Below are 17508 nucleotides of genomic sequence, written 5' to 3'. Positions count from 1 at the left end.
CCGTGGACAGTCACCGGATCGCGCTGGAGCGGCTGCGCGAGCAGGCCAAGCTCGAGATCGCCACGCTCGACGCGGATCTCCGGGCCCTGTTCGAGGCGTCCCGGGCCGACAACGCCGACGACGAGCACGACCCCGAGGGCGCGACGATCGCCTACGAGCGGGCGCAGCTGACCGCCGTCCTGGCGGCGGCCCGGGCCCAGTTGGTATCGGTCGACGACGCCCTCACCCGGCTGGACGCCGGCACCTACGGCCGCTGTGAGGTGTGCGGCGAGGTCATCGCGGCCGAGCGTCTCGAGATCCGCCCGTTCGCCACCACGTGCGTCGCCTGTGCCCAGCGAGCGGGTCGCTAGCAAGACGTACGTACGGTTTAATAAGTGGCATGTTCGAGCGCCTGCATCACGTCCAGATCCTGTGCCCGCCCGGTGGCGAAGAGGCGGCCCGCGCGTTCTACGCCGGTGTGCTGGGGATGATCGAGCTGGCCAAGCCGCCCGTGCTGGCGGCCCGGGGCGGCTGCTGGTTCCGGGGCGGCGGGTGGGAGGTGCACGTCAGCCCGGTCGAGGATTTCCGGCCGCAGACGCGCGCTCACCCCGGCGTACTCGTGACGGGTCTCGACCTGCTGGCCGGGATGCTGGAGACCGCCGGCCGCCCGGTGCAGTGGGATCCCCACTTCCCGGGCCACCGGCGGTTCTACGCACAGGACGATCACGGCAACCGGCTCGAGTTCCTGGAGGAGATCAGGGACTGAAATAGGGATCCCGCACCATGGACTGGAACTCCTTGAACGCCGGCGGATCGCCGGTCAGCTGGAACTGCTTCTTGGGTCCGTTGCCCTCGGGGTTCGACTCGAAGTAGGTGATCGCCTTGATCTGCGGGTTCACCTTGAAGGTGCGCCGCGCGTCCTTGAGCCAGGCCGCCCGGCCCGCCGAGCCCCACGCCCTGGCCACCCCGAACTCGCCGATCACGATCGGCTTCGGGCGCTGCGCGGCCCAGGTCAGGAACGGGCCCATCAGGGTGCCGATGGGTTCGAAGCGCTCCCCGGCATAGACGTCCACGCACGTCCAGTCGACCTGGTCGTCGCCCGGATAGAAGCCGGGCGCGTCGCCCCGGATGAACCCCTCGGCGGTCGGGCACCACACCCACGAGACGTTGTTCGCCCGTTCCTGGCGGAAGATGTCCCGGACGTATTTCCAGGCCGCGATGTAGTCGGGGCCCGACCACATCGTCGCCCGCAGGTTGGGCCGGTCCATCTCCCAGCGCATCCGCAGCAGCACCGGTGTCCTGATCTTGCGGATGGCCCGCGCCTGCTTGCGGATCAGGTCGTCGTGCTCACCGTCCAGGATGGACCGGTTGTCGCCGGTCGCCCAGCTCACCATGAGCGTCGCGCCCCGGGCCAGGAACTCCTTGTCGGACGGCGTGCCGACCATCTGCTCGAAGCGGCGGTAGGTGTTGACGATGGTCAGCGACCGGCCCAGGTCGGCCTGGAGGCTCTCGACCGCCGCGAGCCGGCCCACGTGGGTCAGCTCGTCCGGCTTGATCCACGCGCCGAACAGTGCCCCGCGCCGGGGTGCCTTGACCGGGCCGGCCTGGAACGGCCCCTTGTTGACAGCCACGGCACCCGGCGCCCGGGTCAGGTCGGGCGCGGGCGGCGGCGCCGGCTCGTCCGGGTCGGACGTGCAGCCGGCCAGCAGCAGCACAGCGGCGACCAGCACGGCCGCGTAGCGCTTACGCGTGGACACGACGCGCGGTGTAGAGAACGTTGACGGCGTAGGCGTCGCTGCCCGGCAGCCGTCGCATCGCCGCGTCGGCCGCCCGCGCCACCCGGTTGCCGTGCAACGACGGGGTGATCATCGAGAAGCCGCGCCGCTCGACGATGACGAAGCCGTGCCGGTCGAGCAGCGTGGCGACCTCGGCGTGGGACAGCTCGGCGAACCAGCGCTCGTCCTTGTGCCGGCGGGCCCGCAGGTGGCGTACCGACCCGGCGTTGCCGTGGTTCTCGACGACCAGGATGCCCGAGTCGGCGGTGGGCAGGGCCCGGGCGGCGAACGCGAGCGCCCGGTCGCGGACCGCGTCATCCACATTGAGCAGCAGGCGGAACATGGTCACGATGGCCGGGAAGCCGGCCGGCTCCGGGTGCGGCACCGGCCCGTCCGGGGCCACCTGGTGCCAGGTCGCGCGCGACCCGACCTCGGCCGCCTTGGCCATCATCTCGGCCGACGTGTCGTAGCCGTGCGCCTCGCGCACCAGCCCGTGCAGGGTGCGGATGGCCCGCCCGGTGCCGCAGGCGAAGTCGTGCTGCACCGGCGCCAGCGGCCCGAACTCGCGGCGGACCAGCGTGCGCAGGTAGTCCTGCTGGCGCTCGTTGATCTGCGAGGCGTAGCTGTCCGGCGCGTACGTGATGTTCTCGTACTTCTCGACGGCATCGCTGTCCTGGAACACCTTGGTGTAGTCGGTGGTCAACTCGTCCTCCTCTTCGGTTTGAACGCGGTCTTCGGTTGGAATGCGCCCAGAGCGAGCGGAACGCGTAGGAGCCAGACGCCGGCCAGGAACGCGGGTCCGGCGGCGAGCATGGCGAGGGTCCGGCCGGCGGGGCCGTCGCCGGCCATCGCGGTGACGGCCCACGGGAGTACGCCGAAACAGGCGAGCGACAGGGCGGCGGCGGCCCGCGTGCCCCGGCCGAACGGGTGCAGGCCGACCGACCGGCCGACCTGGATCAGCGGCAGCAGGTTGTTGGCGACCATCGAGCAGGCCAGCCCGATCGCCGCGCCCAGAGCGCCGTACCGGGGGATCAGCAGCACGTCCAGGGTGATCGTGACGACCAGTGCGACCAGCACGTTGGCCAGGTTCCACGAGGTGCGCCCGGCCATCGCCAGCACCATGTCGACCATGCCGCAGCCGGTGGCGACCAGCATCGCGGCGGCCAGCACGGTCACCACCGGCGCGCCCTCGGCCGCGTAGCGATCGCCGAACAGCCGCAGCCACAGCGGCGCGAAGAAGATCACCAGCAGGATGACCGGCCACGTGACGAGCACGAGCCAGCCGGTGGCGGTCCGGTAGAGGTGGTTGGCCGTCGGACGGTCGCCGACCGCGAGCGCCTCGGCCAGCCGGGGCTGCACCGACTGCGAGATCCCCTGGTTGGCGAACTGGATGAGCACGACGAACCGGCCCGCCACGGCGTAGACCGCGGCCGGCGCCAGCCCACCCAGGGCCGCCACGAGCAGCACGTCGATGCGCTGCAGGGCGAGCTGGGCCACGCTGGCCAGCGCCCGCGGCCCGGTGAATCGCCAGAACTCGCGTCGCAGGGCCCGGCGCTCGGCCCGGTGGGTGGTCACCCCGGGCGGCTTGCTCGCGCGATAGACCTTGCGGAGCGCGTACGCCGAGAGCACCGTCACCGGGAGGTAGGGCGCCGCCCAGGCGAGCGCGAAGGCCGGCAACGATCCGGCCGTCCACAAGGTGGCGACCCCGGCCGCGCCGACCAGCACCAGCTGCAGACCGCTGCGCAGGATCCGGTCGAGCAGCACGGTCGGTCGCATCGCCCGGTATCCGCGGGTGGCCGTGAGCAGCGCGTCGGTCAGCGCCTGCAACGGCAGGAAGACCGCCAGCACGCGCAGCCCGGCGGTGTGCGCGTCCACGACCTGCCCGGCCTCGCGGGCGGTGACGTGCGCGATCGCCGGCGCGGCCAGCCACATCGCCCCGGCCAGCACCGCCGAGAACACGATCACCGGACTCAGCCCGGCGCGCAGGCAGGCGCCCAGCAGGTGCTCCCGGCCGGTGGCCCGCAGCTTGGCCGGCCAGTAGACGAGCCCGGTCTGCGTGCCCAGCTTGGCCAGCCCGCCGACGAGCACGAACGCGGCCGTGGCGGCGAAGAACGCGCCCGCCTGCTCGGCGCCCAGCGAGCGGGCCACCACCCAGGTGACCACCACGCCCGCCCCGCCGGCCAGCGCCGAGCCGGCCATGTTGGCCAGCCCGCCGCGGGCGACCCCCCGGGTGACCGGAGCCGGTTGGTCTAGGACCGCCATACCGGCATGCGCCCCAGCCAAGGCACGAGGGCCTCGTCGTGAGGGAGGTAGTGATCGGTCAGCTCCCGGCGCAGCCCCGGGTCCATGTCGCTCTGCCGCGGGCGCGCGTTGTGCCGCTCGAAGGCCGGCCGCTCCAGATAGCTGGGCAGGCCCAGGAACTCGCACACCTCGTCGTAGACCGGCTCGGGCTCGGCGAAGAACCGCTCGCTCTCCACCACGTGGATGCGCTCGCGACCGACGTGCTGGGCCATCACGCTGAGGTAGCGGGCGTATTCGCCCCGGGCCCGGTAGGCGTGGTGCTGGTGGCCGAAGCTGTAGTACCGCGGGTCCTCGGCCAGCCGCTCCTCCTGCTTGTGCAGGCGAGCCGGCTCGAGGGCCAGCGCGGCCCCGAAGTCCCGCTCGGTCTCGAAGCCACGGGCGACCTCGTGATGGTGCTGCGAATAGGCACGCTCGACCGGGTCGCGGACGAGCACGACGATCCGGGCCTGCGGCAGGTCGCGGGCGATCCGGGCCGCCGCCTGCGGGTGGTACATGTAGTAGGGGCTGGACTCGAAGGTCTGCGGCGTCACCCCGTATCGCTCGCCGATCTTCTCGGCGCTGCGCAGCATCGGGAAATGACCCTTGTACCAGGCCATGCCGCGGTCGTAGGACGTGTCGAAGTAGTGCACGCCCTTGTGCAGCACGGCCTTGAGCACCACCGGGTGCCCGGCCAGCGCGCGGTAGAGCGAGGTCGTGCCGCAGCGCTGCCCGCCGCAGATCAGGAAAGCCGGCGTCATCCGGCCCGGCGCGGTCAGCCGGCCCAGCGAGCGCGAACCCAGGTGCACGACGCGTTTCACCGGCGCCGGCAGATTACGGACGTCCATGGTTGGTCTCCTCAGAGCTCCTCGACCCGCCGGATCAGCACCGGCAGCAGCCAGGTGCCGAGCACACCCAGGCGGGCGCCGGCCTCGGCCTGGCGGTCGGTCAGATATCGGGTGGCCAGCTCGACCAGGTAGAGCAGGGCGGTCACCTCACGGCCGGCCACCGGGACGCCGAACGGCGCCAGCAACTCGGCCGCGCCCCGCACGGTGGCCTCCACCGCGTCCTTGGCATCCGGCGTCTCCTGGATGCGCTTCTGCAGTTCGTGGTGCACGGCGTCGAAGCCGAGCGGCACCCCGCCGGCGAAGCGCTCCCAGTCCCAGACGAGCAGCGTGTCGGCGATGTTGGCCATGTTCCAGGGCGCCCAGTCGCCGTGCCACGCGCCGTAGCGCAGGACGAGGTCGCCGGCCCGCCGCACCAGCAGCTCGGCCGCCGAGGCCAGCGCCACCCCCTCGGGCCGGTCGCCCACCGCGTCCAGCCGGGCCCGCAGCTCGTGCCAGTAGGCGCTGCCGGTGAGCGCGCCCGTGGTGTGGCCGCAGCAGCCGGCGATGTCGAGCATCGCCGCGACCAGCCGGCGCCGGCTCAGCGGCGCCCGGGGCAGCCACACCGGCAGCGCCGACTGCACCAGCACCTCGAGCCCGCGCCACTGCCCCGAGTGCAGCACCCGGGGGACGGTCAGCTGGGTCAGCCCGCTGTTGTTGAGCGAGGTCAGGGCGGCCGTCTCGGCCCGCACCAGCTGCTGGGTGAGCGGCCCGGGCCCGAGCTTGCCGAAGCCGAAGGTGTCCCCGTCCGGCCCGATCAGCTGGAGCACCGGCTTGCGGTTGGCCCGCGCCGGACCGATGTGGACACTCACCGACAGCTCGCGGGCGAGCGCCTCGCTCAGGTGCCCGTCGATGCTCTGGGAGAACGGCCCGGTGACCCGGATCCGGTCGCGCAGCAGCACGCTGGACGCGCCGGTGCGCACCGCGGCGACGACGGCCTCGCGCTTGAGCCGGGCCACCCGCGACTGCGGCTCGGCGTAGCGCCGGACGGCCGCGGCGGCCACCCGGCGCGAGCCCGAGGGCACCAGCAGCCGGGGACGCCGGGCGTCCGGCACCACCAGGTATTCGGCGATCGGGGTGCCGGGCGTGCCATCGGTGCGGCACGGGGGTGGATAGAGCAGGTCCATCACCTCGGTCAGATACCGCGTGCGCAGCTCGGCGTCCTTCGCGGTCAGCTCGGCGGGCGCGGTCTTCACCGGGCTCATGTCGTTTCCCCCTCGGATGAGTTGCGCCAGAGCAGCGCAAACGCCAGAACCATGAAGGCCAGCGGGGTGACCAGCGAGTTGTACCAGAGCATCGCGGAGAACGACGTGACGATCGCGGCGCCGCCCGCCACCCCGATGGCACTGCGGTCGCGGCGGAACCGCCACAGGCCGTACGCGAAGAAGCCCAGATAACCGGCGGTGCCCACCGCGCCGTGCGCGAAGAGCAGCTGCCACAGCTGGCCGTTGCCGCCGACCGTGAAGTTGCCGCAGCGCTCGCAGCCCGCACTCTCGCCGACCGTGATCGAGTTCCGGCCGCCGACGGTGTTGCGCGTGCCGCCGTATCCGATCACCGGTGAACCCTGGAAGCCGTCCAGGGCCCGCTCGATGAGGAACGAGCGCACGCCGTTGGACTTGCCGTTGTCGAGCCGGGCCCCGACCACGGTGCCGAGCGGCGTGGCGACCAGCGAGACGGTCAGCAGTGCCCCGGCCACCGCGACGGCGCCCAGGATCCACAACTTGCCGGCGAGCACATTGCGGGCCGCGACATAGACGATGACCACGCCCATGCCGATCCACAGGCCGCGGTTGAGCGAGAACACGGCGGGGGCGATCGACACGACGAGGCAGACGCTCGCCCAGAACTTCGCCTTGCCGCGGCCGTACTGCCAGGCCGCCACGACCAGCCAGCCGGCCAGCAGGCAGAAGTTGTTGCCCCAGGTGTTGGTGTATCCCCAGGGCGCGGCCGGGCGGGGCTGGCTGTCGCCGACGATGTCCATGATCTGGGCCGCGTACGGGTGCACGAGCGACTGCACGAAGCCCTTGTTGCGCACGCTGCCCGGCAGCAGCCACTCGACCGGCGAGGTGAACTCGAACGTGCCGGCCACCATGCCCAGCAGCCCGCCCAGGACGGTCACCACGAACAGCCAGCCGAGCAGTTTGACCAGGCGGCGCTTCGGCAGCTCAGCCTCGGTGAGGTTGCCCGCGTAGACCAGCAGCACGGTCAGCGAGGCGTACATGAGCGCCTTGTAGCCCGCCGGGAGCAGCCGGCCGGTGGCGTGCCCGGCCACCGTGCCCGCCGGGTCGGCCCCGAGTGCCCCGATGCTGACCACCACGGCGACCAGGAAGAGCACCCACCAGCCGAAGCCGGGTGGGAGCCGGACCGGCCGGCCCGCCGCGCGCCGCCGGATCAGCAGATAGAGCATCGGCACGGCCATCAGCGCGAAGATCAGGACGCCCAGGCCGAGCGCCCACCAGATCGGATAGAAGGCCAGGATGCTCGCCACCGGCCAGGCCGGCAGGGCCACGGTGCGCGCGACGTGTGCCGGGCCGCCGGCGACCTGCGCCGTGGCCTGGGACACCGCGGTCACGCCGGGTCGCCGTCGGGCTTCTGGGAGCTGTCCGAGGTGTCCAGTCCGGACATGTCGATGACCGCGGTGATCTCCTCGGCGCTGTCCGCGACCCGCTGCCTCAACTGCTGGGTGGCGGCAGTCCGCTCGGCACTCGACACGGTGTTGGTCGGGAAGCGCTTCGGCTGCATCAGTTCCCGGTCGAGAACCGCCGTCTCGTCCGGTCGCGGGCCCGGCGACGGCGACGGCGACGGTGGCGTCAGCGTGACGGCCGGGCCCATCGGCTCGGCCGCCCGCAGGTGGGTCAGGCGGGGCAGCACCACGGCGCCCAGCAGCGGGGTGCCCACCCGCCGCAGTTGCTCGGCCGCGTCGAGCAGGGCCGGGCGACGGGCCCGGCGCAGCTCGACGGCGAGGATCGCGGCGTCGGCCAGGCTGGCCAGGCTCTGTGCGTCGGCACTGCTGGCGGTCGACGGTGCCTCGATGACGACGTAGCCGCCCTGCCGGCGCAACGCCTCCAGCGTGTCCCGCAGCCGCTGCGACTGCATGAGCCCGGCCGCGGTGGCGGTGCCACCCGTGGTGATGACCCGCAGCGACGGGATGCGCGGGGTGCGCTGCAGCGCCCGGGCCAGGCCGACGCGCCCGGCCAGCAGGTCGGACAGTCCGGGTACGGCCGACACGCCGAGCATCCGGGCCAGCGGGGCGGCATCCACCACGCTGTCCGGCAGATGCGCGCCGATCAGCACGACGTCACTTCCGGTACGGGCCAGGGCGGCGGCCAGGTTGGCGGCGACCAGCGTGCTGGCCGAGCCGCGGCTGGCCCCGGTGACCACGATGACCTGATCGCCCGGGGGCAGGGTGGCCAGCACCTCGTTGCGCAGCCGGTTGAAGATCCGGCCGCCGGCGCCGTAGGGCTGCAACACATCGTCGAAGTGCGGCGTGGTGCGCTCGTCGAGGGCGGCCAGCACGTGCATGCGCCCCCGGTCGCGGACGTCCGAGGCGGAGCGCAGCCGGCGGTCGTACCGCTCGCGGAGGAACGCCAGGCCGAGCCCGAGCAGCAGGCCGAGCATGCCACCGGTGGCCAGGTTGATCATCGGGTTGGGGCTGACCGGCTCCTCGGGCAGCCGGGCGTCGCTGATGATGCTGCCCGCGCCGATCGTGGTCGTGGTGAGCTCGTTGAGCTTGCCGGTCATGCCGTTGAGCTGGTTCTGCGAGTTCTGCCGCAGGCTCATCAGGTTGCTCTCGTCCGAGCTGCCCCGGGTGGCCCGGGCGAGCCGGGCGTTGATCCCGCCGAGCGTGGTGGTGAGCTGCCGGATCTTCGCCGAGAGCGTCTTGATCTGCTGGTTGAGGCCGTTCTGGGCGGTCTCCTCGCGGTTGCGCAGGTAGGCCTCGGCGAACGCGTGCGAGCCGGCCTGGGCCTCCTCGGGCCGGCCGGCCCGGAAGGTCACCATCAGCACGGTGGTGTTGGCGGGCACCTCGACCGACACGTCGCGGGCGAGCTCGATCGGCGTGCGGGGGCTGCGCAGCAGTGCGGCGGCCTTGGCGGCGACCGCGCCCGAGCCGACCAGCTGGGCCTCGGTGTCGAGGTTGACCATGCCCTTGGTGCGGCCGCCCTGGGCGTTGGTGTCCTGGTCGACGGCTTGGACGAGGACGGCGGTGGAGGACTGGTAGACCTTCGGCATGGCCGAGGTCAGCCCGGCGCCCGCGCCCAGCCCGGCACCCGTCGCGAGCAGCGCGATCCACCAGTGCCGGCGGAAGACGCCGAGATAATGCGAGACATCGGCAGGGCGAGACGCTTCCATCGGTAGGCGGCCCTTTCGGGGATGGAGTGAGAAGGTGACATCAATCGGGCGTTTGCCCCCGGAGGGGTAAACGGCTCACTCCCGCCTACGTGATGGCTTACTGCATTTTCGGCTCCACCCAGCCGTGCTCCACCAGGTAAGCGGCGACGATGTCGATGGCCTCGGGCACCGTGATCGTCGTCGTGTCGATCGACAGCTCGGCGTCGGCCGGCTCCTCGTACGGGTCGTCGATGCCGGTCATCCCGCGCAGCTGCCCGGCCCGCGCGCGGGCGTAGAGGCCTTTGCGATCGCGCTGCTCACAGATCTCGAGCGGAGTGTTGACGTGCACCAGCACGAAGCCCGCACCCGCCTCGACGGCCATCGCGCGGACGGCGGCCCGGGCGCTCTCGTAGGGCGCGATCGGACAGGCGACGGCCATCCCCCGATGCCGGCCCACCTCGGCCGCCACCCAGCCGATCCGGCGGACGTTGGCGTCCCGGTCAGCCTTGCTGAAGCCCAGCCCGGCCGAGAGCTCGCGGCGCACCACGTCCCCGTCGAGCAGCGTGATCGTGCGCTCGCCGCTCTCCCGCAGGGAGTCGGCCAGGCCGCGGGCGATCGTGGACTTGCCCGAGCCCGAGAACCCGGTGAAGAAGACGACCAGACCGCGGTGCCGGCGCGGCGGGCGGGCGCGGACCAGCTCCTTGGCCACGGCCGGGGGAGTGTGCCACTCGGGCAGCGGGAAGCCCCGGTCGAGCAGGTCGTCGACCTCGGCCGGGGTCATGGCGAGCCGCCGGTTGCGCGGTGGGATGTCGTCGCGCCCGCGCCACTGGCCGTCGCGGTTGTCGTAGGCCAGGTCGCGCGGGACGAGCACCCGGACGTTGCCGCCGGAGAGCATGTCGCCGGTGGACAGCACGTGGGTCACGCCGTAGGACCCGGCGACGCGGGCGCGCAGCAGCGCGTCGCGCATCTCGTCGCCGCGGGTCAGCAGCGGGACGGCGACGATCGTGGCCGGGGGCAGCCGGTCGCGGGCGGCGAAGATGGCCCGGACCAGGGCCTCGGGCGGCAGGCCGTCGGGGCCGGGACCGCTCACCGGGATCATGATCAGCAGGTGGGCGCCCAGGGTGCGGGCCGCGTGGGCGATCTGGGCCAGCTGCGGCCGGTGCAGGGGCCGGTCGGCGATCACGCCGAGCACCCGGCCCGGGGGCAGCAGGGCGCGCACCTCCTCGGGCGTCCGCCGGAGGCGCTGGAACGGGCCGTGCCCGCCGTCGCCCATCCGCCGCACCAGGCCGCCGACGCCGTACCGGCGCTCGGTCGTCGGCCAGGCGTCGCTGACCTCGAGCGCGGCCACCGGCGCACCCTCGGGGTCGGTCAGGACGATCGTGCGGTGCAGCGGGTCCTCGAGGACCAGTCGCGTCGCGATCTCCTCCGGGATCTCCACAGTGACCGCGACCGGCCATCGTGTCCCGTCCGCGAGCCGGCCCCGGCGGCGGAGCGCGGCGAGGTCGGCGCGGCCCAGAAATCCGCTCAGGGGCGCGTAGGCGCCGCTGAGCAGGAGTTCCAGATCCGCCAGCTCATGCGGTTGCGGGGTGTACGACGGCGCGTCGCGCAGCACGTCCTCGGGCAGCACCGAACCATTCACTTCCGTATCCCCCTGCGGCCGATTAGGGGACAGTTTCGCAGCCCCGCTGATCGAGGTCGAGACGGGTCTCCCTCCGGCAATTCCCGACCGGTAATAGACAAAACGGACCTTTGTCACAATACTGGCTGATCGTGAGTCGACGTCCCCGCCGTAACCGGCTAGTTCAAATAGCAGCCGTTCCCACGGCTCTCGCCCTTTCCGTCGCCGCCACGGTCGTGTGGGCCTGGACCGGAGGCGTGAGCCAGATGAGTCTGCCGGTGGAGATGTCCGGCGACCCGACCGTCACCGTTCCCGCTCTGCCACCGGCGGCCGAGCAGCCCGGCGTCCCCGATGCCCTCGCCCCGGCGCGACGGCCGTCCTCGGCGCCCGGCGCGCCCGGCTCCTCCGCGGCGCCCGGCGCGCCCGGCTCCTCCGCGGCGCCCGGCGCGTCGTCGTCGGCGGTCCCGTCCTCGTCGGCGGTGTCGTCGTCCTCGGCGGTGTCGGCGTCGGCGTCAGCCGCGGCCGCCCGGGCAGGCGGGGTGGCGTTGCCGCTCACCGCGCTCCCGGCCCGGCCGGACGGGCCGCCGCTGGCCCGTCGGGCCCCGGCCGCGCAGGCCGCCACCGTGGTCGACGCGCCGCCGCGCCGCGGGAGCCGCTGTTACACCGGTCACAACCTGGTGCCCACCTGTGGCGTCCTGTGGGGCGTCGCGCCCGGGGCGCACACCGAGAGCCGGGGCGCCTCGGCCCTGGCCCGCTTCGAGCGCAAGACCGGCCGGCATCAGGCCGTCTATCACGCCTACCACGGCGGGATCCGCCAGCTCTTCCCGACCGAGCAGGAGATCAGGATCGCCCACCAGCCGGGTCAGCGGCGCATCCTGTTCCTCAACTGGAAGCCCGAGTCCGCCTCCTGGGCCAAGATCGCCAAGGGGGACAAGCGGACCGACGCCTACCTCGACCGGCTCGCCGTGCACATCAAGAAGAACTTCCCCGAGCAGTTCTTCTTCGCCGTCCACCACGAGGGCGAGAACGACGTCCGGGAGAAGGCCGGCTCCGGGTACACCGCGCGCGACTACGCCGCGATGTACCGGCACGTCATCAAGCGGCTGCGGGCCAAGGGTGCCGACAACATCGTCAGCGTGCTGGTGCACATGACCTACGTGCCGCACGCGCAGAAGAGCTGGTTCGCCCAGATGTACCCGGGCGACGACGTGGTCGACTGGATCGGCCTCGACACCTACGCCTACAGCGACCCCGGTTACGGCCACGGCCAGTTCTCCGAGGTCTTCAACCGCCGGCTCGAGGGCAAGCGGGCCTGGCCCGGCTTCTACAACTGGATGGCCGCCCGGCACCCCCGTAAGCCGCTGATGCTGGCCGAGTGGGGCGTCTGGTCGTCCAAGCGGAACCCGAGATACAAGGCCGACTTCTACCGCCGGATGGGCAGCGAGATCCGGGAGTTCCCGCGGATCAAGGCGATGGTGCAGTTCGAGACGCCGAGCAACCAGAAGGGCCAGGACTCGTCGGTGGACAGCACGCCGGCCGCCCTCGACGCCTACCGCAAGCTCGGCCGGCTGCCGATCTTCCAGGTCGCGGTCACGCCACGCCGGTAGCGGTCACTTGACGGCGATCCGGGCGCCGGCCGACGAGGACGACTCGTGCAGCACGACCGACCCGAGGGCGGTCCGCACCGGCACGTCGAAGACCAGAACTCCCTTGACCTGGCGGCCCGGGTTGATCGGGTCGAGGAAGTTCTGGGCGTCGGTGTTGACGAACACCTCGGCCTGCATGTCGGTCGCGAACTCGGCGCCCGACGCGTCGTACGCCTTCTGCGAGGTGCTGTCGAAGAACTCGACGGTCGTCCCGCCGTTCTTGACCTGAACGTCGACCAGGCAGTAGGCGCCGTCCGGCTCGAGGTCGACGAACTCGTCGCCGACCTTGGCCACCCCGCAGCGCACGCCGGTGACGGTGAAGGAGAACTTGCCGTCCCGGACCGGTTTGTTGAGCTCGCCGCCCGCGGTCGTCACGATCTCCTGGCCGTCGTCGGCGTCACGCAGCATGAAGTAGTAGACGCCCGCGGCGGCGAGCAGGAGGACGACGACGCCGGCCACCCACGGCCATCGAACGGGCCGTGGGTGAGCCGGCGAATATGTGTCCTCGGTCGGTGCGGGCGCTGGCTGAGTCATGCGGGCGCTCCCGGGCGGCGGTGGACGAGGTGCACTCATCCAAACCACACCCGTCACTGTCCGCACCGGTCCGATCGGTCAGAAGCTCGAGGCGTCTAGCTGGTTTCCCCGGCCACGCTGAACGACCCGAGCCGGTTGACGGCGTAGATCGTGCCGCCGATCGCGAAGATCACGGTCATCACGATGGCGACCGGCACCGAGACCTTGCCGTCGAGCATGCCGGTCGGCGCGATCCGGTCGGCGATCGTGATGACGTACTGCTCGATCGAGAGCACCCGGGTGCCGCTGACGAACCGTCCGAGCAGGCCCTCCCAGACCAGGATGTAGGCCAGCCCGAGCAGCACCGGCCGCCGGGTGACCAGGCTCAGGAGCAGGAACAGGGCCGAATAGGCGATGGCGCCGGCCACGGCCCCGACCACGAGCGCGAGCCCGAAGCGCACCGAGTCGGCCAGCACCCCGGTCACGAAGAGCGGGATGGCCGAGGTCACGGCGCTCACCCCGGCCGCCACCAGCAGCTTGGCCAGGATGATGTCGCGACGGGCCAGTGGCTTGGTCAGGATGTGCACGATCGTGCCGTCGTCGACCTCGGAGCCGAGCACGCCGGTGCCGATGATCAGCGAGATGACCGGGAGCATGACCGCCAGGCCGAGCCCGACGACCACCGCCTGCCCCCACTGGTCGGGATCCACGTCGTACGCCCGGCAGATCAGCGCCAGACCGACCAGCAACAGCGGCAGCGGCAGCAGCAGAAGCACCCGGCGGCGGCCGAGCAGACCGCGTGCGGTGATGTAGGCGACCGTGGACATCATGCCTCCAGCAGGTAGGAGAAGACGCTCTCCAGGGACTCGTCGGACGGCAGCACCTTGCGCAGCCGGATGCCCTCGCCCAGGGCGATGCGCGGCAGGGCGCGGGTGAAGCTGCCGTAGTCGGACGCGCGCACGGTCAGCCCGTTCGCCTCGACCTCGATGCCGCTCACCGATTTCTCGCCGATCAGCGCGACCGCGAGCCGGCGGTCGTCCGAGCTCTGCAGCGCGAAGACGTGCGGCCGGTTGGTCATCAGCCGCCGGATGCGCCGGTAGTCGCCCGAGGCGGCCAGCCGGCCCGCGACGATCACCTGGACCAGCCCGGACAGCTGCTCGACCTCCTCCAGGATGTGCGAGCTGAACAGGATGGTGTGGCCCTCGTCGCCGAGCTTGTGCAGCAGCTCCATCATGTGCATGCGCTGGCGCGGGTCCATGCCGTTGAACGGCTCGTCGAGCAGCAGCACCTGCGGCTCGTGGACCAGCGCGGCGGCCACCCGGGTGCGCTGCCGCATGCCCTTGGAGAAGGTGTCGATACGCCTGTCCTGCGCGCTCGTCATCTCGACGAGCTCGAGGGCCCGCTTGGTCGCGGCGGCCGGGTCGGGCAGTTTCTGCATCTTGGCGCAGGCCAGCACGAACTCGTGGGCGGTGAGGAAGCCGTGCACGGCCTCGCGCTCGGCGACCAGGCCCAGGGTGCGATAGATGCCGGGGTTGCGCCAGGTCGGCGCGTTGTCGATGGTGACCGAGCCCTTGGACGGGGCGAGGAAGCCGGCCATCATGTGCAGCACCGTGGTCTTGCCGGCCCCGTTGGGACCGAGCAGGCCGGTCACCCCGGGCTGCAGCGTCATGCTGATGTCGTTGACGGCGACCACGTTGCCGTACCAGCGGGAGACGTTCTCGAGCTCGACGGTGCTCACAGGGAGGCCACCTTCCGGTAGCGGGCCAGCAACAGCAGCAGGGCCGCGAAGACCAGGCAGAAGGCCTCGATGCCGTAGATGACGCCGAAGTCGCCGACGTCGAGGTCGAGGTCGTTGCGGCCGCGCAGCCAGGCCTGGACGCCGACCAGCAGCGACATCGGGCTGGCCAGCCCGGCCAGGTGCTGGGCGGTCGACGACGGCAGGATGCTCAGCACACCGACGACCGGCGCGGTCATCAGGAAGAAGGCGACGATGCCGCCGGCCGCGAAGGCGCGCTTGCCGGTGACCGAGGCGATCAGCAGGCTGATCGAGGCGAAGACCACGGCCCAGAGCAGGCTGTAGCCCCAGCCCGGCAGCAGGTCGAGGAATTCGTTCCACACACCCTTGGCGCCGTCGTCGGTGGTGAACGCCCCACCGAGGAACATGATCAGCTGCGGCACGCCCAGCAGCAGGAAGACCGCGGTGGCCAGCGCGACGAACTTGGCCCCGATGTAGTCGAAGGCGCGCAGCGGCCGGCTGAAGTAGAGCGGCAGCACCCCCGAGCGCATGTCCCGCGAGACCAGCTCGGGCGCGACGATGGCGACGAAGAAGATGACCAGCCAGCTCATCGTGTCGTCGAACGAGAAGTAGTCGAACAGAATGATGTTGGCCTGGGCCTTCACCGCGGCGTTGATCACCGCGACCAGCAGGACGATGCCCGCGACCAGCCACGGGAAGATCTTGGCCTTGGCCGAGCGGCCGAGCCCGAACGAGGCCCGCAGCCCGTGCTGGTAGATCGCGCCGAACACCGCGGAGCGGCCCAGACGTGGGCCCTCGTAGCGCTGATATCCGATGTCGTGGATGACGCCGGCGTCAGACATCGGCCGTCTCCTTCGTGGTGAAGAGCTCGGCCACCCGGTGGCGTCGCTGGTCGAGGCGGTGCAGGGGCAGGTCCAGCTCGGCGACGGCCCGCAGGATGGCGTCGTAGTCGGACTCCGCGGTGAGCGGCACCAGCAGCAGGCGGCCCTCGCGGGTCACCGTCAGCTGGAGCTGGGTCAGCGCCTCGGCCAGCTCGTCGGTGCCCTCGCTGACCTCGACGGCCAGGATGTCGGAGGCCGCCGTCATGGCCGAGATCCGGTCGGCCCGCAGCAGGCGGCCACCCTCGATCGCGATCAGCGAGTCGCAGATGCGCTCGACCTCACCGAGCAGGTGCGAGCAGACGACGACGGAGATGCCGAACTCGGTGCCGATGCGGTGCACCAGATTGAGCATGGCGTCGCGGCCGGCCGGGTCGAGGCCGTTGGTCGGCTCGTCCAGCAGCAGCAGGTCGGGGTCGTGGACCAGGGCCTGGGCCAGCTTGACGCGCTGCTTCATGCCGGTCGAGTAGCCACCGATCTGACGGTAGCGCTCCTCGTAGAGGCCGACGTGGCGCAGCGCCTCGGAGGCCCGCTCGCGGGCGGCCGTCCTGGGCAGCCCGCTGAGCCGGCCCAGGTGGGTCACGAACTCGCTGGCCGACACGTCCGGCGGCAGGCAGTCGTTCTCCGGCATGTAGCCGACGCGCGCCCGCACCTGGTCGGTCTCGGTCACCGGGTCAAGTCCGAAGACCCGGACCTCGCCGCTGGTGGGTGCGGTCAGCCCAAGCATGATCTTGATGAAAGTGCTCTTGCCGGCGCCGTTGGCGCCGACCAGCCCGATCACGCCCGCCTCGACGTCGACGGTGAGCTCGCGGAGAGCGGTCACCCCGCCGCCGTACGTCTTCGTGAGCGACTGTGTCGCGATGATGGTCACGCCTCACAGCCTAGGAACCGCACGCACTCACCCGGATCCGGTTAAACCCTGAGTCGACCGGGGGTTCTCTCAGCCCGCTCTCAGCTTTCGAGGACCGCACCCTGTCCGGTGGTCGGCGCGTTGGATCGGACATGAGACTCACGTCGATGTGGCCGGGTGGGGTCTTCCTGACCTTCGGCCTGTGGCTCGATCGGGTGCACGACGAGCCGGCGCTGGCCGCGGTCGGCGCCGTGCTCGAGGAGTGCGGGGGGACTTTCAGCGGGTCGATGTTCTTCGGGCCGGCGGCAACCGCGTTCTCTCGCGTGCCGGACGCGCCCGGCATCTCGTACGCGGGTGGGCGCTCGGTCCGGGATGTGCGCCGCAGCGTGCGGGACGGGAGCGCTTACCGGGTGTCGATGCATCTGCCCGGCGTCGGGGCGGCCGGCGTCTCGTACGCGGCCACACCGGGCGAGCGGCTGCCGGCCGACCGGCATCCGGTGGAGGTGACGGTGGAGGCGGGCGCCTTCGCGGTGCCCCGGGGACTCTGGACCGACGAGGAGCGGGCGGCCGCCGAGGAACGGCAGTCCGTGGTGCTGCGTTATCTCGAGACGTGCTGCACCGTGCTCGATCCGGCCTACGCCGTGCTGCACTCGGAGGGGTCGACCCCGACCCCGTCGGCGCTGGCCGCCGGCCGGCCGATCGGCCTCGACGCGTACGTCTCCCGGCGGCTCAGCCACCAGCTGACCGGAATGGCGCGGTTGTGCGAAACGCGGGGATGGCCGCGGGGGACGTTCCACTCGGGATGGTTCCTGTCCGAGGCGCCCGATCAGGCCGCGCTGCGAGCCGCCTGGAGCCGGCCGTCCCTCGTCATCGGCGAACGTCTGGCCGGGGTGCCGGCGCTCAGCACCCCCGCCTGAACAGCCACTCGACCGTTCCGGGGCCGGGAGCTGTTCACCCAAGACATCGAAGTTTTTACCTACGTCACACTCCGCCATGGATCGTC

17 protein-coding genes are annotated in these 17508 nt (G+C 71.8%); 4 read left to right on the top strand and 13 right to left on the bottom strand.

The genetic code is table 11. The features are described 5' to 3' along the window. The first annotated feature begins 2 nt into the window (after positions 1-2). On the top strand, positions 3-350 hold the full coding sequence (locus NAG42_RS05330; protein ID WP_250028502.1) for a TraR/DksA family transcriptional regulator: 348 nt from the start codon (positions 3-5) through the stop codon (positions 348-350). Positions 351-379: 29 nt separating this feature from the next. Further along, entirely contained in the window at positions 380-745 is a 366-nt protein-coding gene (locus NAG42_RS05325; protein ID WP_250028501.1) for a VOC family protein, read from the top strand. On the opposite strand, the gene NAG42_RS05320 is transcribed toward NAG42_RS05325, so the two are convergent. The 8 genes from NAG42_RS05320 to cysC all read right to left on the bottom strand — a co-directional run bounded on the left by NAG42_RS05320 (position 735) and on the right by cysC (position 10883). Further along, a complete protein-coding gene (locus tag NAG42_RS05320; protein ID WP_250028499.1) occupies positions 735-1736 on the bottom strand; it encodes a glycosyl hydrolase in 1002 nt (333 codons plus the stop codon). The genes NAG42_RS05325 and NAG42_RS05320 overlap by 11 nt on opposite strands. After that, positions 1723-2457, bottom strand: a complete 735-nt coding sequence (locus NAG42_RS05315; RefSeq protein ID WP_250028498.1) for a methyltransferase domain-containing protein — start codon at positions 2455-2457, stop codon at positions 1723-1725. Before NAG42_RS05315 ends, NAG42_RS05320 begins: the two co-directional genes overlap by 14 nt. Further along, entirely contained in the window at positions 2454-4016 is a 1563-nt protein-coding gene (locus tag NAG42_RS05310; RefSeq protein ID WP_250028497.1) for a lipopolysaccharide biosynthesis protein, read from the bottom strand. Before NAG42_RS05310 ends, NAG42_RS05315 begins: the two co-directional genes overlap by 4 nt. Next, complete coding sequence (locus NAG42_RS05305; protein ID WP_250028496.1) at positions 4004-4879, bottom strand: sulfotransferase family protein; 876 nt, start codon at positions 4877-4879, stop codon at positions 4004-4006. Before NAG42_RS05305 ends, NAG42_RS05310 begins: the two co-directional genes overlap by 13 nt. Positions 4880-4890: 11 nt before the next feature. Then, positions 4891-6120 carry a hypothetical protein gene (locus NAG42_RS05300; RefSeq protein ID WP_250028495.1) on the bottom strand — a complete coding sequence of 410 codons (1230 nt, stop codon included), beginning with the start codon at positions 6118-6120 and terminating at the stop codon, positions 4891-4893. Then, positions 6117-7487, bottom strand: coding sequence for a hypothetical protein (locus NAG42_RS05295; protein WP_250028494.1), 1371 nt, complete (start codon positions 7485-7487; stop codon positions 6117-6119). The genes NAG42_RS05300 and NAG42_RS05295 overlap by 4 nt, the downstream gene beginning before the upstream one ends. After that, positions 7484-9265 carry a Wzz/FepE/Etk N-terminal domain-containing protein gene (locus tag NAG42_RS05290; protein WP_250028493.1) on the bottom strand — a complete coding sequence of 594 codons (1782 nt, stop codon included), beginning with the start codon at positions 9263-9265 and terminating at the stop codon, positions 7484-7486. Before NAG42_RS05290 ends, NAG42_RS05295 begins: the two co-directional genes overlap by 4 nt. 97 nt (positions 9266-9362) lie before the next feature. Then, positions 9363-10883, bottom strand: coding sequence for an adenylyl-sulfate kinase (cysC, locus tag NAG42_RS05285; protein ID WP_250028492.1), 1521 nt, complete (start codon positions 10881-10883; stop codon positions 9363-9365). 245 nt (positions 10884-11128) lie between these two features. Here cysC and NAG42_RS05280 point away from each other — a divergent pair, with 245 nt between their 5' ends. After that, complete coding sequence (locus NAG42_RS05280) at positions 11129-12469, top strand: glycoside hydrolase family 26 protein (RefSeq protein WP_250028491.1); 1341 nt, start codon at positions 11129-11131, stop codon at positions 12467-12469. A 3-nt stretch (positions 12470-12472) separates the two neighbouring features. On the opposite strand, the gene NAG42_RS05275 is transcribed toward NAG42_RS05280, so the two are convergent. The 5 genes from NAG42_RS05275 to NAG42_RS05255 all read right to left on the bottom strand — a co-directional run bounded on the left by NAG42_RS05275 (position 12473) and on the right by NAG42_RS05255 (position 16526). Continuing rightward, entirely contained in the window at positions 12473-13042 is a 570-nt protein-coding gene (locus tag NAG42_RS05275; RefSeq protein WP_250028490.1) for a DUF4352 domain-containing protein, read from the bottom strand. Positions 13043-13137: 95 nt separating this feature from the next. Next, on the bottom strand, positions 13138-13848 hold the full coding sequence (locus tag NAG42_RS05270; protein WP_250028488.1) for an ABC transporter permease: 711 nt from the start codon (positions 13846-13848) through the stop codon (positions 13138-13140). Beyond that, entirely contained in the window at positions 13848-14759 is a 912-nt protein-coding gene (locus NAG42_RS05265; RefSeq protein ID WP_250028486.1) for an ABC transporter ATP-binding protein, read from the bottom strand. Before NAG42_RS05265 ends, NAG42_RS05270 begins: the two co-directional genes overlap by 1 nt. Then, on the bottom strand, positions 14756-15619 hold the full coding sequence (locus NAG42_RS05260; RefSeq protein ID WP_250028484.1) for an ABC transporter permease: 864 nt from the start codon (positions 15617-15619) through the stop codon (positions 14756-14758). The genes NAG42_RS05265 and NAG42_RS05260 overlap by 4 nt, the downstream gene beginning before the upstream one ends. Next, positions 15612-16526, bottom strand: coding sequence for an ABC transporter ATP-binding protein (locus NAG42_RS05255; RefSeq protein WP_250028482.1), 915 nt, complete (start codon positions 16524-16526; stop codon positions 15612-15614). Before NAG42_RS05255 ends, NAG42_RS05260 begins: the two co-directional genes overlap by 8 nt. A 131-nt stretch (positions 16527-16657) precedes the next feature. On the opposite strand from NAG42_RS05255, the gene NAG42_RS05250 reads away from it, so the two are divergent. Beyond that, positions 16658-17422 carry a hypothetical protein gene (locus NAG42_RS05250; protein WP_250028481.1) on the top strand — a complete coding sequence of 255 codons (765 nt, stop codon included), beginning with the start codon at positions 16658-16660 and terminating at the stop codon, positions 17420-17422. Positions 17423-17508 lie beyond the last annotated feature (86 nt).

Origin of the sequence: Paractinoplanes maris, from assembly GCF_023544465.1 — a bacterium.
Taxonomy (GTDB): domain Bacteria; phylum Actinomycetota; class Actinomycetes; order Mycobacteriales; family Micromonosporaceae; genus Actinoplanes; species Actinoplanes maris.
This window is presented reverse-complemented; position numbering and strand designations above follow the sequence as displayed.